General features: G+C 39.1%; 14 protein-coding genes. 6 read left to right on the top strand and 8 right to left on the bottom strand.

Features of this window, described 5'->3' with window-relative positions; translation table 11 throughout:
- Positions 1-38 precede the first annotated feature (38 nt).
- The 4 genes from rpmE to MTO68_RS09315 all read right to left on the bottom strand — a co-directional run bounded on the left by rpmE (position 39) and on the right by MTO68_RS09315 (position 4718).
- On the bottom strand, positions 39-263 hold the full coding sequence (gene rpmE, locus MTO68_RS09330) for a 50S ribosomal protein L31 (protein ID WP_004721254.1): 225 nt from the start codon (positions 261-263) through the stop codon (positions 39-41).
- Between the two features lie 238 nt (positions 264-501).
- Entirely contained in the window at positions 502-1482 is a 981-nt protein-coding gene (locus MTO68_RS09325) for a bile acid:sodium symporter family protein (RefSeq protein ID WP_244015717.1), read from the bottom strand.
- A 349-nt stretch (positions 1483-1831) separates the two neighbouring features.
- Entirely contained in the window at positions 1832-2233 is a 402-nt protein-coding gene (gloA, locus tag MTO68_RS09320; protein ID WP_004820725.1) for a lactoylglutathione lyase, read from the bottom strand.
- Positions 2234-2522: 289 nt separating this feature from the next.
- Positions 2523-4718 (bottom strand): MFS transporter, encoded by a 2196-nt coding sequence (locus MTO68_RS09315; protein ID WP_244015716.1) that lies wholly within the window; start codon positions 4716-4718, stop codon positions 2523-2525.
- Positions 4719-4899: 181 nt separating this feature from the next.
- Here MTO68_RS09315 and MTO68_RS09310 point away from each other — a divergent pair, with 181 nt between their 5' ends.
- Positions 4900-7539 (top strand): ATP-binding protein, encoded by a 2640-nt coding sequence (locus MTO68_RS09310; protein WP_244015715.1) that lies wholly within the window; start codon positions 4900-4902, stop codon positions 7537-7539.
- 238 nt (positions 7540-7777) lie between these two features.
- Here the strand turns inward: MTO68_RS09310 and grxD are convergent, their stop codons facing one another.
- On the bottom strand, positions 7778-8119 hold the full coding sequence (gene grxD, locus MTO68_RS09305) for a Grx4 family monothiol glutaredoxin (RefSeq protein WP_004820720.1): 342 nt from the start codon (positions 8117-8119) through the stop codon (positions 7778-7780).
- A gap of 165 nt (positions 8120-8284) precedes the next feature.
- Here grxD and MTO68_RS09300 point away from each other — a divergent pair, with 165 nt between their 5' ends.
- The gene (locus MTO68_RS09300; protein ID WP_244015714.1) at positions 8285-9496 is read left to right on the top strand and encodes an aspartate aminotransferase family protein; all 1212 of its coding nucleotides are present in this window, start codon (positions 8285-8287) and stop codon (positions 9494-9496) included.
- A 131-nt stretch (positions 9497-9627) separates the two neighbouring features.
- Here MTO68_RS09300 and MTO68_RS09295 read toward each other — a convergent pair whose 3' ends face one another.
- From MTO68_RS09295 to surE, 3 genes are all read right to left on the bottom strand, one after another.
- Complete coding sequence (locus MTO68_RS09295) at positions 9628-10560, bottom strand: LysR substrate-binding domain-containing protein (protein WP_004721269.1); 933 nt, start codon at positions 10558-10560, stop codon at positions 9628-9630.
- Between the two features lie 95 nt (positions 10561-10655).
- Entirely contained in the window at positions 10656-11492 is an 837-nt protein-coding gene (locus MTO68_RS09290; RefSeq protein ID WP_004820715.1) for a peptidoglycan DD-metalloendopeptidase family protein, read from the bottom strand.
- Positions 11493-11598: 106 nt separating this feature from the next.
- Positions 11599-12384 carry a 5'/3'-nucleotidase SurE gene (gene surE, locus MTO68_RS09285; protein WP_244015713.1) on the bottom strand — a complete coding sequence of 262 codons (786 nt, stop codon included), beginning with the start codon at positions 12382-12384 and terminating at the stop codon, positions 11599-11601.
- Positions 12385-12500: 116 nt separating this feature from the next.
- On the opposite strand from surE, the gene MTO68_RS09280 reads away from it, so the two are divergent.
- The 4 genes from MTO68_RS09280 to MTO68_RS09265 all read left to right on the top strand — a co-directional run bounded on the left by MTO68_RS09280 (position 12501) and on the right by MTO68_RS09265 (position 15391).
- Positions 12501-12866 (top strand): hypothetical protein, encoded by a 366-nt coding sequence (locus MTO68_RS09280; protein WP_034613664.1) that lies wholly within the window; start codon positions 12501-12503, stop codon positions 12864-12866.
- A 183-nt stretch (positions 12867-13049) separates the two neighbouring features.
- Complete coding sequence (locus tag MTO68_RS09275) at positions 13050-13424, top strand: hypothetical protein (RefSeq protein ID WP_004721274.1); 375 nt, start codon at positions 13050-13052, stop codon at positions 13422-13424.
- 141 nt (positions 13425-13565) lie between these two features.
- Positions 13566-14714, top strand: coding sequence for a D-alanyl-D-alanine carboxypeptidase PBP5/6 (gene dacC / locus MTO68_RS09270; RefSeq protein WP_004820709.1), 1149 nt, complete (start codon positions 13566-13568; stop codon positions 14712-14714).
- Between the two features lie 134 nt (positions 14715-14848).
- Positions 14849-15391 (top strand): gamma carbonic anhydrase family protein, encoded by a 543-nt coding sequence (locus MTO68_RS09265; RefSeq protein ID WP_034613668.1) that lies wholly within the window; start codon positions 14849-14851, stop codon positions 15389-15391.
- The last annotated feature ends 92 nt before the right edge of the window (positions 15392-15483 follow it).

Raw genomic sequence — 15483 nt, 5'->3', positions numbered from 1 at the left:
AAAAACGGGCTAAAGCCCGTTTTTTATGTTTTGTCGTATTAACGCTTAACAGAACGTGACATACCAGCAAAACGTTGTTTGAATTTATCAATACGGCCGCCAGTATCAACATTCTTCTGTTTACCAGTATAGAATGGGTGGCAAGCTGAACATACGTCTAGATAAAGTGTTTCTTTACCTAAAGCTGAACGAGTTTCGATAACGTTACCACATGAACAAGTAGCAACTAATTTTTCGTATTTTGGGTGAATATCGGCACGCATGGTCGATTCTCCTAAGTTAAGAAAGGTTTAGCTGTCATCGCAATTAACCACTCTCAAAATCTAATAAAACTTTGAGGAAAGCAGATTTAAATTAAAAACCAGCAGGTTAACACCACAACAGACCATTTCTTTTGGCCCACCGAGACTATAAGCGTCAGAGCTAAGCACAACAAGTGGGCAAGATTATACTCGAAATATTTATAAATTGCGAGCCAATCGATTAACAATCAATACTAATTTATTCGTCAGAATGTTTTTGCTTTGACCAGTAGTTTGCAATCACCCCACAAACCATTAACTGGATTTGATGGAAAATCATAATCGGTAACACAATCATACCTAAAGGCTGCCCAATAAATAAAATCTGCGCCATAGGCACACCACTGGCAAGGGTTTTCTTCGATCCACAGAAGAAGATTGAAATCTGATCTGCTTTGCTAAATCCAAGCCATTTTGGAACATACAACGCCAATAGCATAATTATCGTAAGTAGAATCGAACATGCCAAGGTGAGATAAATCAATGTAGATAAGCTGACCTGATGCCATAAACCTGCCACCACTGCCCCACTAAATGCACCATAAACCACCATCAATATCGAGCCTTGATCAAAAACTTTGACGATCTTTGGCATTTTCTGCATCAATGGAAATACATAAGGGCGTAATACCTGCCCTAGAACAAATGGAACCAACAACAACAAGGTGATTTCGATAATAGACGAGGTTGGATCGTAATTATGCTTAGATTGACCGAATATAAATATGCTCACCAAAATCGGAGTAATAAACATACCGATCAGGTTTGAAAATGAGGCACTGCATACAGCCGCTGCCACGTTCCCTTTTGCAACTGAGGTAAATGCAATTGACGATTGTACTGTCGAAGGCAAAAAGCACATAAACAGAAAACCCCAATACAACTGTTGACCCAGCAAAGGTTCAAGCACAGGTTTTGCCATGAGTCCCAATAAAGGAAAAACCAAGAAGGTAAAAGCAAAAACCAATCCATGCAATTTCCAATGCAAAATCCCCTCAATCACGGCTTCACGTGATAATTTTGCGCCATGTAGGAAAAATAAAATTGCAATCGCAATTGTGGTGATTTTTCCAAAGATAAGCGCTGCCTGACCTGAAATCGGTAAAATAGAAGCTAAAACCACCATCGCGATTAAAAGTATCGTAAAGCGATCCAATGCTAATAATTTCAACATTTTCATAAGCAACGTCCTGTATTTTAAACATGAAAAAGCCCAGTAGTTAAATTTTACTATCGGGTAAAATTCAATCTTACTGAGCGAAATAAATAAAGCTACTCATTTGGCTAAATGTTCACTATTTATTTACGACACATATCAAGTTAATTTAAGGTCTATTAGACTTCTTTCATCAGTCCTTTTTAAAACCATAAATCAACATAAAAGCACCCTCATCCTAACCTTGTTCCATAGGGAGAAGGAACTTTCAATACCAATATAATTCACTCCACATGATCATTTTTTGATTTATGAAAGATCTTTATTGATATGTCTTTGCCAAATAAACAATAGCCCCATCACTTTTAAATCATCAATTATTTCGTGCATCTTGATCTTGTTGGATCAATTCAATTTTATAACCATCTGGATCTTCAACAAAAGCAATGACTGTGACACCACCTTTCATAGGACCTGCTTCACGTACCACATTACCACCACGTGCTTTGATCTCGTCACAGGCTTTATAGGCATCGTCGACACCAATCGCAATATGTCCATAAGCATTACCTAATTCATAACTTGCAGTATCCCAGTTATGAGTAAGTTCTAACACGGTATGATGCTCTTCATCACCATAACCCACGAATGCTAAAGTAAACCGCCCTTCTTCATAATCACGTTTACGAAGTAATGTCATACCGAGAACTTCAGTATAGAACGCTAAAGATTGTTCTAAATTGCCTACTCGTAACATGGTATGCAACATGCGCATGATTTATTTTCCTGTTTGATCAGATATCATCTGCCAATATAGGCAATACAGTTCAATATTTCAATTTATCTATATTTCAGCTGCTCAATGATGCCGTCTTCTGGATTATTTTTAAGCAATAACCGCTTATTTTAGATAAACACTACAGCTTTATCTTTCGAGTAAGCTGTTTGAATGTGTTAGCAATCCAATGATTCAAACCACCTTCCGATAAAAAAGCCTACTTTATCTATAAGATAAAATAGGCTTCTTGTGATCATCATAAAGCTATCTTGAGTAATTCAGTCGCTTACTCGATAGATTGACTCACCTTTTGTGCTTGATGTTCTCGCAATAATTTTCCTACCCATAACACAAGTAATAGGATCGGAATACCAATTAAGGTGGTCATTAAAAAGAATTTAGGATAACCAATGTGGGTAACAATTGTTCCAGAATAACCACCTAAAATCTTAGGTGTAAGCGTCATCAATGAGCTAAAGATCGCATATTGAACTGCTGTAAATGACACACTGGTCAAACTAGACAAGAACGCAATAAATGCTGCACCCGCTAAACCAGAAGCTAAATTATCGACAACAATGGCAAAATACAGCCAACCAGAACTATATTTTTCAATCACTTTCCCCTTAATTTCAACGGCTGCAGAGGAATCCGCTTTGATCACTGGAAGTGGTTGAATATCCACATCGATATCACTTTTTATCGTTGTTAATTGATAGCTTTGTTGAGTACTTAATGCTGCTTGTGCGTGTTGATAATTGACCACCGCTATCACGTTTTTTGAGCCAGAAGCATATAAGGCTTTACCGTCAATCGCACCACTAAACAAACCATCTTTATCTAATTTTGCAGGATATGTTTTGCCATCAAGTTTAAGGGTTATCGGCTGATCTGGATTAAGTTCAGATACAGGTATTCCCGCAATCTGCCCCTTAACCACAATACTTTGCTTCGCTTCTGTTGCAGACAATTGATTGTCACTGGTAATAGGCAATAATTGAATTTGGGGCTTAGCATTGTCTTTTAAATAGGGCACCGTATATTCATTCGCGACAGCCTGTTCAACCAATGCTGCTTTGATATGAATGGTATTTTCCCCTACCAAATCCTGACGAGGCACAGAAACTTTCCAATAGCCGACTTCATCAGGTTGAGCTTGAAATTTCTTATCGCCAATCTGTACAGATACAGCTTGCATCGGTGCACCAGATTTTACCAATCCAATAAAGATCAAATTGGTTGAACTTGCCAAAACTGCACCGACAAACATCAATTTCATAATGTTCATGCGTTGTGCAAGTAAGCCACCTAAAAAACCACCCAATAGGCTAAAAATAACCCCGTAAATTTTAACGGCTTCTGCAATTTGCTCTTTGGTGAAGTTTAAATCTTGATAGAAAACATTCGAAATAACACCCGCAATAATGTCTGAAATTCGATAGAAACCGATCAATAACAGTAGAACCAATGCCAGCTTTACCCCATAACGCTTAAAAAAATCAGCAATCGGGTTAACCCAAGTCTCATAGGCCATCTTTTTATTGACGACACCAAAACGAATCAACGATGTTGCAACAAGAATTGCACCAAAACCTGAGCCTAAAAAGCGTACCGCTTCCATTAAAAACTTCAGCAAGTTGTCTTCGACTTTCCAAGTCGCTTGCAGATATTGAACCATGTCATCGGAGTAAATATATAAACAAACAAAACTCGCCACAGCCAAGATAAAGACCAAAACTAAACGATAGTAATCAATATTTTTATAGTGTTTATCAACTCGATTAACCAAAGGTTCTCGGATCACTAAAGTGGTGATAATGCCCACTAGCATCACCAGCGCCATCGTTAAATAAGTATATTTCCACGCTTCATAAATATAGTTCCCTTTTGCAGTCCCCAAAGAAGCAGCAAGAAATAAAGCCCCCGCACCAGCGAGAATCATCCCTAAACGGTAACCTGCGTTATAGGTCGATGCCAACACCGTTTGCATCTCGGTTTCAGCCAGCTCGATTCGATAGGCATCAATCACAATGTCCTGTGTCGCTGCGGAAAAACCCAGTAATACCGCCCCCACAGCCATTTGGTAAATATAACTTTGGCCCAAAGCGGGATCAGAAAACGCCATAATACAGATCGCACAGATAATCAGTACTTGTGCAATCAACAACCAAGCACGGCGCCGACCCAGTTTTTTGGTGAGTATCGGGACGGGTAATTCATCAATCAGTGGTGCCCATACAAATTTAAAAGAATAGCCCAGCGCAGCCCAACTAAAAAAAGTCACTGCACTTTTTTCAATTCCGGCCTCACCTAACCATAAAGATAAACTTGAAAAAATGAGCAGAATAGGAATACCTGCTGAAAACCCAAGAAAGAGCATAATTGCAGCACGCCGATCGATAAAAGCGGCAAAAGCAGATTTCCATCCATTTTTTGCTGTGGAATTCTGCTCAGCTGATTGCTGAGATAGTTGCGTTGTCATTGCGTTGTTATTTTCTGAAAAATGAAATAGTGCTATTCAACCGCTTAATGCTTAGAGTTTCAATCACTTTTATGCAACTGATGAGCGCTTTTACAGATATTTCCGCTTTTGGCGCTTGATCTTTACCCCCAATCCTGTATACCTTTAACTTTTCAACCCATATAAGTTTTGGATTTCACCTGTGACCCAAAGACACGATCAATTAAGCTCTACTACTGTTTCAATTACGACGACTGCAACCCCAATACAAAAAACTGAAACGATTTTTCCATCTGCTTTTGATCAAACGGAAATTCAAAACACGTTGACACAAACCGCACTAAAATCAGAACAACTGACGCATATCCCTAATCTGAGCAAGATTCCTACCTCAACCAAGCGAATCAAGCCTTTAAATAATTTCTTAGGGCAAGATCGCGCCAGAGCCTCTGTAGAAGCAGGAATTGCTTTACCTTATTCAGGCTACAACATTTTTGCTGTGGGGACGGCAGGTCTTGGCAAAAGAACCATGATCAAGCGTTTATTACAACAGCATGCCAAAACCATGCAAACGCCTGATGATTGGGTCTATGTTTATAATTTTAAAAATGCGCGACAACCGATTGCACTGCGTTTTCAAGCGGGTCAAGGCAGTAAGTTTCAAGCTTTAATCCACCAAGCATGGCAAACCATTCTCAAGCAACTTGAACGTCGCTTTAGTGCTGAAACTTATCACAATCGTATTGAACGTATTCGTCAAATCACGGGAAATGAGCAACAACTCGCTTTGGTTGAACTGACCAAAGAAGGCGAAGACCTCGACCTAAAACTGATTAATCGTAACGATGAACATATTTTTGTGCCGATCCATGTCAAAGATGACAAAGTATTGGAAATGTCACAGGAAGATATTAATGCGCTCGACAGTAAACAACGCGCAGAAATTAATTCCAATATGCGTTATATGGATAAAAAGCTTGAACGGCTTGGTCTTCAGTTAGGTGATTTGGAAGATGATGCACGTGATCAAGTTTCTGAATTGAATCGTGATATTGCCAAACAAGTGGTGATTCCTCGTATAGATTTGATTTTAAGTAAATTTAAAACCGTACACGGACTCGATCAATACTTAAAGCATTTTGCTGCAGATATCATTGAAAATGTTGAAACGATTTTAGATCAAGAAGGCGAAGAATTCTCTCCTGCTTTATTTAATCGGGTTCCTTCACGTTACCAAGCCAATGTCGTGGTCAGCAATAAGCCAAACTCTGGTGCACCAGTTATTTTTGAAGACTTCCCAACACACTATAATTTACTGGGACATGTTGAACAGCTGACGCAAAATGGCACCATCACCACTGACTTTACTCTGATTCGCCCAGGTTCATTGCATCAAGCCAATGGTGGTTTTTTAATTTTAGAAGCAGAACAGCTGTTAGAACAGCCTTATGCATGGCAAGGGCTAAAACGTGCATTAAAATCAGGACAATTAAAGCTGTCTTCTCTTGAGCACATGCTGACTTTAACTGGCAGTATTTCAATTGAGCCTGCATCTGTGCCACTCAACTTAAAAGTGGTTTTATTGGCAGAACCTGAAATTTATTATGAAATTTTAGAATTAGAGCCAGAATTAGGCAGTGTGTTTAAAATTCGTGCTGATTTTACCGATACCCTGCAACGTAATGATGATAATGAACAAGCCTATATGCAACTGATTGCAGACTATGTTCAACAAGACAAATTACTGCCTTTTGATCGCTCAGCATTGGCGGCATTACTAACAGATTCAAGTCGCCAAGCTGAAGACCAGAGTTCATTGTCTTTACATGCTTTGACCCTAGGTGACTTGATCCGTGAATCTCATCATCACGCTGCACAGTCAGATGAAAAGTTAGTCACCTCTCATCATATCAACACTGCCCTAAAACATCGTCAATATCGCTTAGGCTATTTAAGAGAGCTTTATTGGCAAGACTTGTCACGTGGTACGCAACTGATAGAGACACGCGGCCATCGTTTAGGTCAGATCAATGCTTTATCCGTGATCCACTATGCTGATGTTGAATTTGGTCTACCGTCACGCTTAACCGCTTCTGTATACCAAGGTGGTGGTGACATTTTAGATATTGAGCGCAGTGTAGAACTTGGTGGTTCATTACATGCCAAAGGTGTCTTGCTGATGTCGAGCTTCCTAAAAGCCCATTTTGGCCGTGAACAGATTTTGCATTTCTCTGCTGCCCTCGCCTTTGAACAAAGTTATGGTCAAGTGGATGGTGACAGTGCCACGGTTGCAGAACTATCTGCATTGATTTCCGCAATCTGCCAATTACCTATTGATCAATCGTGGGCGATCACAGGTTCGATGAACCAATTGGGTCAAGTTCAACCTATTGGTGGGGTCAATGCAAAAATTGAAGGATTCTTCGATGCTTGCAAACTCCAAGGATTGACAGGCAAACAAGGGGTGATTATTCCACGTCAGAATATGCAGCATTTAATGCTTCGCCATGATGTGATTGAGGCTGTCAATGAGGGACAATTCCATATACATGCAATAGACACCATTGACCAAGCTTTAGAAATCCTAATGGCACGTCCTGTTGGAACATTAGATAAAAAAGGGCGTTATACCAAAGGTTCAATCTATGCAGCAGTGATGGCACAGCTTGAATATTGGCAAGCCTTGGAAGATGGTGTTGAAATAGAGCACAAGCCAAAGAAAAAGAAAAAAAAGAACAAAGGGAAAAAACCGAAAAAGGCAGAAGCTGAATCAGCAAGTATCATTACTGACGAAAACCAAGCTGAAGTTGCAGCAAAGCAAAATAAGCGCAAGTCAGATTAAATTGCTTCTTGGTTAGACCTTAAATAGACAAAGCTTTGAATATTCAAAGCTTTGTCTTATGTATTTGGGTGGTTTACTAAATATCAAAACCCAATATGCAAAAAAACAAACATTGAAACAGCGCATCAGTCATGACGTAATCTCGTCTAGGCTGCAGATCAGCATAGCCAAGCGAAAACAAAATAATCTTAGCCAATAAAAAAGCACCTTCCGGTGCTTTTTCTACATCATCAACTTATTAAGCATCTGGTGCTGGGCTATATTGTTCAATCAATGGCTTTAATTCACCATTTTGGAACATTTCTAGCATAATGTCGCTACCGCCAATCAATTCGCCATTAATCCACAATTGCGGGAATGTAGGCCAATTTGCAATTTGTGGCAAAGTTGCACGAATATCTGGATTTTCCAAGATATTTACATAAGCAAATGGACGACCAATTTGGCTAAGTGCTTCAACTGCACGTGCAGAGAAACCACATTGTGGAAATTGCGGTGTACCTTTCATATAAAGAAGTACTGCATGTTTAGCTATTTGATCGCGAATTAACGCTTCTGTATCACGCGCTTGTTCAGTCATTGATTAAATCCTCAACTCATCTGCCTGCATTATACCTAAATCCACAATAAAGAATATGTCTAGACGATTATTTCCAATTTTATTTATATTAAAGCTTTAAATCTTGTGCATATTTTGGTTAGATAATCCTTTACCCTTTCCACTCCTAACAGATAAGAGTTAGTTATGAATAACATCACCCTCGCTCCGGTACAAACTGATCAACCTTCACATTTGATGCCTGTATTCAGCCGTCAACCGATCAGCTTTGTCCGAGGACGAGGTTCTTATCTTTATACTGAAAATGGTACTGAGTATTTAGATGCATTGACGGGTATTGCTGTGTGTGGCTTAGGACATGCTCATCCTGTGCTAGCAGAAGCTATTGCAGAACAAGCGGCTACATTAATCCATACCAGCAATATTTACGAAGTCGCTTGGCAAACTGCAGCAGCGCAAAAGCTGGCTGAAGTTTCGGGTATGGAAGAAATCTTTTTCTCAAACAGTGGTGCAGAATCAAATGAAGGTGCAATTAAAATTGCACGTAAATTTGGTCACTTACAGGGTGTTTCTCACCCAAAAATCATTGTTGCGGATCAATCATTCCATGGTCGTACCCTTGCAACGCTTTCAGCTACGGGCAATAAAAAGGTTCAAGAAGGCTTTGCACCACTGGTTGAAGGCTTTATTCGTGTGCCTTTTGGCGATGTAGAAGCCATTGAAGAAGCCGCTATTCAGCATCCTGACATTGTGGCAATTTTGGTCGAACCGATCCAAGGTGAAGGTGGTGTCAATACCGCACCTCAAGGCTTTAGCTACCTTGAAGATATTCGTCGTATTTGCAACCAACATAATTGGTTAATGATGCTAGATGAAGTTCAAACAGGTAATGGCCGTACCGGTAAATACTTTGCTTATCAACACACCAATATTATTCCAGATGTTTTAACCACAGCAAAAGGCCTCGGAAATGGTTTTCCAATCGGTGCTGTGATGACACAAGGTCGTGGTGTTGGAGTACTTGCTGCGGGAAATCATGGCTCTACTTATAGTGGTACGCATTTAGGCTCTCGTGTTGTCTACACAGTGATTGACTTGATCCAAAAAGAAAACATCGTTGCAAATGCTGCTAAAATTGGAGCATATCTGGTTGATCAGTTCCGTGCTCAACTTGTGGAGCAAAATGTGATTGTGCGCGGTTTCGGCATGATGATTGGTATCGAATTACCTAAAGATTGTGCCGAATTAGTAAACATTGCACGTGATAAGCATCATTTAATTATTAACGTTACTTCAGGCAATGTGGTGCGTTTACTGCCAGCTTTAAATATGAATCATGAGCAAGCAGATGATCTATTAAAACGCTTAGTACCTGCAATTAAGGAGTTCCTTGCCTAATTGTGAATAAATGCTTTAAGAGATTAACCCGTTAATCTCTTTTGGTTTTGTCATGAATGCTTATCAAATTGCAGATATAGAAAAGCCGCTTTAAAGCGGCTTTTTTATTAGAACTTATTAGAATTAGAACTTTATGAAGCTTCTTGGAAAATTCTACCACCAGGCAACTGGCTAAAATATTGTTTCAAAGCATCCAAACAACGATGAATTTTCATCGGCTGCTGTTCACGCTTTAAGGTCACAGCACTTAAAGTGAAAGTTGGTAATTTCCACTCAGGAAGCACTTCAACCAATGTTCCGTTCATTAATTCTTTTTGCACATCTAAATAAAGGATTCGCGCAATACCATGCCCATGTTGGCACAATGATTTTGCAACAAATACGTTATTTGTCTGAAGACGATGCTTCATTTCTAAATTAACAACTTCACCTGTTGCACCATGCTGAAATGAAAAATGTTGAGAATTTTTCATGATATTTATCGGAATCAAATCATGATTCTGTAAATCTTCAGGACGTGAAATAGGCGCTGTTTGATTTAAATAACTTGGCGATGCAACTAAGATCTGATCGACTCGTGCAAGTGGCATACAGCTCAAGTTATTCGCATCTTCGATTTTTGAAGACATGCGAATAGCAATATCTATACGCTCTTGAATCAAGTCGATATATTGGTTATCTGCTTCAAAATGAACCATCAAACCTCTATGTGCAGACATCCAATGCGATAAAGCAGGAACAACATGTGTTGCCCCTATTTCCGGGGTTGTCGCAATACGCAAATCCCCAACTAAATCATCGCGCAACTCATTAATGCGGATTTTTCCACGCTCTGCGGCAGCGAGCATTTCTTGACAACTGTGGAAAAAAGCTTGACCAGCCTCAGTTAAACTCAGCTTTCGCGTAGAACGATGTAGAAGTGTCACTTCCATTTCATGTTCTAGAGATCTAATTTGCTGACTAACCGCACTAGTCGTAATGCCAAGGTCACGCGCGGCACCACTAAAAGAGCTTTTTTCAACAACACAAGCAAATACACCCATTGCCCGAAGTTGATCTAACATAAATTTCCCTCTGAAATTATGAGCTGTTTCACACTTTTTTGTTCAAAACAACTCATTGTATTATACGAAGAAAATTACACTTTGCATTAAAATATTTAATTTATTGGTAAAATATTTGCTGGGTTTATCGGTTTTCCATCTAAACGTACCTGAAACTCCAACATGGTACTGCTAGCACCTGAAGATCCCATCTCTGCAATCTTCTGTCCTGCTGTCACAGTTTGACCACTTTTCACCAACATTTTGCTGTTATGAGCATATGCAGTAATGTAACCATCGATATGTTTTACTAAGACAAGATTACCATATTCTTTTAATCCATCTGCAGCATAAACCACCTGTCCATCCGCTGCGGCAAAAATTGGATCACCTTGATTCCCTCCAAAACGTATTCCTTTAATATTATTCGCAATATTATAATTTGCAATAACAGATCCATTTGATGGTTTTACCCATCTCAATTGGGTTGATTGTACTGTCGTCGTCGTTTGTACAGGCGGCGGCGTTACTGGCTGAGCCGTCGTTGTACCAGTTGGCGACGTCGGCTGCTGTGTTGGTAACTTAATCGTTTGACGTTGAATTTGCGGTTCATTGCTCGTCAACGGTTTCGTTGTAGATCGAGTGACATTGCCCCCACCTTTTTTCAAACGTAATGACTGACCTACATAAATTCGATAAGGCGCGGCAATATCATTCATTTCAGCAACACTGAGATAACTCAAACCATAACGCATAGAGATTGCACTTAGGGTATCACCAGAACGAACTGTGTAATAGTCAGGTGCAACAGCATAACGTGTAGGGTTATTAATTTGAGGCTTCGATGCACACCCAGTCACCACTATGGTAGAGGTGATTGCTATTGTGGACAAAATGATTTTCATCCATCGCTTAGGCATTTGAATTGGAAGTGTTGATCGAGCCAAAAGCATTGATTTCCCTCTCTACAATCTTAAAATTTAAAAATATTTGCTTAAGATTAGCAAAATACACACGTATTTCACTGTTTAACAGTGCTTTTTCACAAAGTTATAACACTCATACATCAAAATGACTATGTGAGAGTTGTGATTGTAGTGTTTCAAGAATTGTGTAATTGGTTGCATCCATCTGAATTGGCGTAATACTGACGTAACCATTGGCAATGGCAAAAAAGTCAGATTGCAGGTTTTGTGCGTTTTTTTGGGGATCTGTCACCGCTTCACCCGCCAAACCAATCCAATAGACTTGACGACCACGCGGGTCAACCTGACTGGTCATTGGTTTTGATTGTATACGACGACCCTGATACGTAATTTGAGCCCCTAAAATTTCTGCGACATCTGGAATATTGATATTTAAGATATGTCGTGGAGGCAGCTCGGGTAAGCCTTTGGCAATAAAGCTATAAACCCAATTTGCGGCTTGCGCATAATCTTCAGGGTTGTCATAGGAACGTACGTTACTGCCTGCCAATGAAACTGCGATTGCTGGCTGTTTCATTAAACGTCCTTCAAATGCCGCCCCTACGGTTCCAGAATAAAGGACATCGTCACCTAAATTCGCCCCACTATTGATTCCACTGACAACTAAATCAAACTCAAAATCAAATAAACCATTCATGGACAAATAAACACAATCAGCAGGTGTCCCATTGACTGCCCACATATCTGGTGCAACTTGAATCGGTCGAAGTGGACGATCTAGGGTTAATGCACTTGAATAACCACTGCGCTCACTTTCTGGCGCAACAATAACAACTCGACCTAGAGGTCGTAATGCTTTTGCTAAAGCTTGAATACCTGGTGCAAAAACACCATCATCATTGGCAATTAAAATATTCACTAAAAGGTTCTCTGACTAAAAATTATTAAATGACTACTGAGTAATTTAATTCAAATTTATTGAACAATTATATATAGTTACTTACTCAATTTTAAATCTAATTTGTGACTATAAAGATGATTACACGTTCTCTTACTCATACTATTTCTATCGCACTCATCACACTTTGTGCACAATCTGCATTTTCAGAAACATTAACTTCACAAGAATCTGATCGAATTGCGAAAGAAGATATTGCCGCAACACAGGTGCTTGCCGAAGTTTGCCCAGCGTTAATTGGAAACAACCCTGCATTTCAAACTAAAATTGCAAGTTTAACCCAAACCTTATTAAAGGATTTGTCCAAACCTACAACACTGACTCAGCTTCAACAAGATCCAGAATACCAAACTGTACTCAAAGAAGCACAAATCAGTGCCAAAGAAGTTGATCAAGCTGAACACAAAGCAGTATGTGCAGATGTACTTGAACTTCCACACTAAAATAAGATAAAAAACCTCCCCCCCAATGCGATGTTAAAAAATCCTTTTTTGACATCTTTTGCATTGTTCAGTGTGCGAAAATTTCAAATAAATCTACAACATCGATACACTTTCTCTATATTTTTCACAGTTTTTACGTTTAATCTATGCAGATTCTTAAATTAAAAATTGATTAGGTTATTTATGCGTATGACGTTAAAAATGCTTACATTAAGCCTTGTTTCAGCAAGTGGTTTATTTATGACCCATGCTTTTGCCGCATCTGACAAAATCGAAGTCACCCAGCAACAAGTCTCTAAAGAAGAATTGGCTGCAATTTATGTATTGTCGGATATCTGCCCGAGTCTAATCAAAACAGATGCTGCATTTAATAAAGGTTTTGATCACTTGCTTAAAGACTATATGCCAAATGACAAAGATCCTAAAGCAACCTTAAAATCACTTGCCAAGCAAAAAGATTTCCAAAGAGCTTTAAAAGAAGCAAAAAGTGATGCTAAAAAAGCGGGTGATACTGAAAACACAGCAATTTGTAATGACATTAGTAACTATCAGTCATAACGATTTCTGCAATTTATCCAACAAATATTGAATTAGTTACAATAAGTAAGAAATAAGCCGACTTTCCTTATAGAAGTCGGCTTTGCTTTGCCCTAAAATGCTAGCCTGTTTGTGCTCATATAACGATTGGAACGACCTAGAATGACTCGAAAAAGCGCCATTGCTGCATTATTACTTTTACCTTCATTTTCTTATGCAGCAACCGTCTTAACCACTCCGCCAGAATTAAATAATAAATCGTATGTCTTAATGGACTATGAGACAGGTCAAATTCTTGCATCGAAGAATGAAAATGAAAAATTAGCACCTGCTTCGATGACGAAAATGATGACGAGTTACATCATTGAGCAAAAACTTCTTAAAGGCGAACTGACCGAAAGTGAAAAAGTTCGCATGAATGAGTCTGCATGGTGTCGTGGTAGCAGTACTGAATCTTGTATGTATGTGCCGTTAAATGGTACTGCAACAGTTTTAGAAATGTTACGAGGCATTATTATCCAGTCGGGTAATGATGCATCTAAAGCAATGGCTGAACATATTTCAGGTAATGAGGGTTCATTTGCCTATGCAATGAACCAAGAAGCCAAACGTGTAGGTATGGTCAATACACACTTTATCAATGCAACGGGTATGCCTGCTGAGGGTCATTACTCAACTGCAAAAGATATGGCGGTACTTGCTAAACATATCATTCATGACAGTTCAAAATATTATCCTATTTATTCTGAAAAAGAATTTACCTTCAACGGGATTAAACAAGGTAACCGTAATGCCTTACTGTATACCGACCCAAGTGTTGATGGCTTAAAAACAGGTCATACCGATGAAGCAGGTTATTGCTTAACCACATCTTCAAAACGCGGCCCAATGCGTTTGATTTCTGTGATTTTTGGTGCACCATCGATGAATGAACGTGCCAGCCAAACACGCTCATTGTTAGCTTGGGGTTATTCAAACTTTGAAACAGTCAGTGTTCAACCTGCAAATCAAGTGCTTGCTAAAGCAAAAGTTTATTTTGGTAAAGAAAATGATGTACAAATTGGTTTAGCTGAAAACTTCAATGTGACCATGCCTAAAGGTCAAGCCAATGCCATCAAAACACAAGTCACTGTTCAACCCAACTTAAATGCACCATTAAAACAAGGTCAAGTTGTTGGTAAATTAACAGCAACTTTAGATGGTAAAGTGATTGCTGAAAAACCATTAGTGGCGTTAAAAGCTGTAGAAGAAGCAGGCTTCTTCTCTCGCTTGATCGACCATATCAAAATGTTCTTTAGCAACTTGTTCTAAGTTATCCGCTTAAACCTAATATTGAATTTATTAGACTAAAGCACAGGCATCCTGATCACAGATTTGGATGCCTTTTTAATTTATACTCAGTAAAAATACACTGGTTAAATTTTGCTTTTGACATGGAAGCCAACATGAAAAAAAATATTCGTTCGTATTTAGGCCATCATCCTAAAATTGATTCAACCTGTTATATCGATGATCTCTCAGTTGTAATCGGTGAAGTAACTTTGGCGGAGAATGTATCGGTTTGGCCTTTTGCGGTGATTCGTGCTGATGTCAATCACATTAAAATTGGCCGTTATTCTAATGTACAAGACCATTGCATGTTACATGTCAGTCATAAAAATGATGCTAAACCCAATGGCTCACCTTTAGTGATTGGAGAAGATGTGACCATTGGACATCATGTCACCTTACATGGTTGTACCATTGGCAACCGGGTTTTAGTGGGAATTAATACAATTGTTCTAGATGATGTGGTGATTGAAGATGATGTCATGATTGGTGCAGGCTCACTGGTTCCACCGCGTAAGCGCTTAGAAAGTGGTTATCTCTATGTAGGAAGCCCAGTGCAAAAGGTTCGCCCTTTAACTGACAAAGAAAAGGAATTTTTGCCTTATTCAGCAAGACACTATGTCAAAGTAGCAAATCATTATTTAGAAGCGAACGATTAACCATAGGATTAAAGCAAATACCTAGGCATGCTTAAAAGCGTACTTGTTATTTAAATACATGTTGCTCAAGTAAATCTAATTCCACTGAACTA

Origin of the sequence: Acinetobacter sp. NyZ410 (assembly GCF_022828975.1) — a bacterium.
GTDB classification, from domain to species: Bacteria; Pseudomonadota; Gammaproteobacteria; order Pseudomonadales; family Moraxellaceae; genus Acinetobacter; species Acinetobacter guillouiae.
The sequence above is the reverse complement of the archived record's forward strand: the minus strand, read 5'-3'. Positions and strand labels throughout refer to the sequence as shown.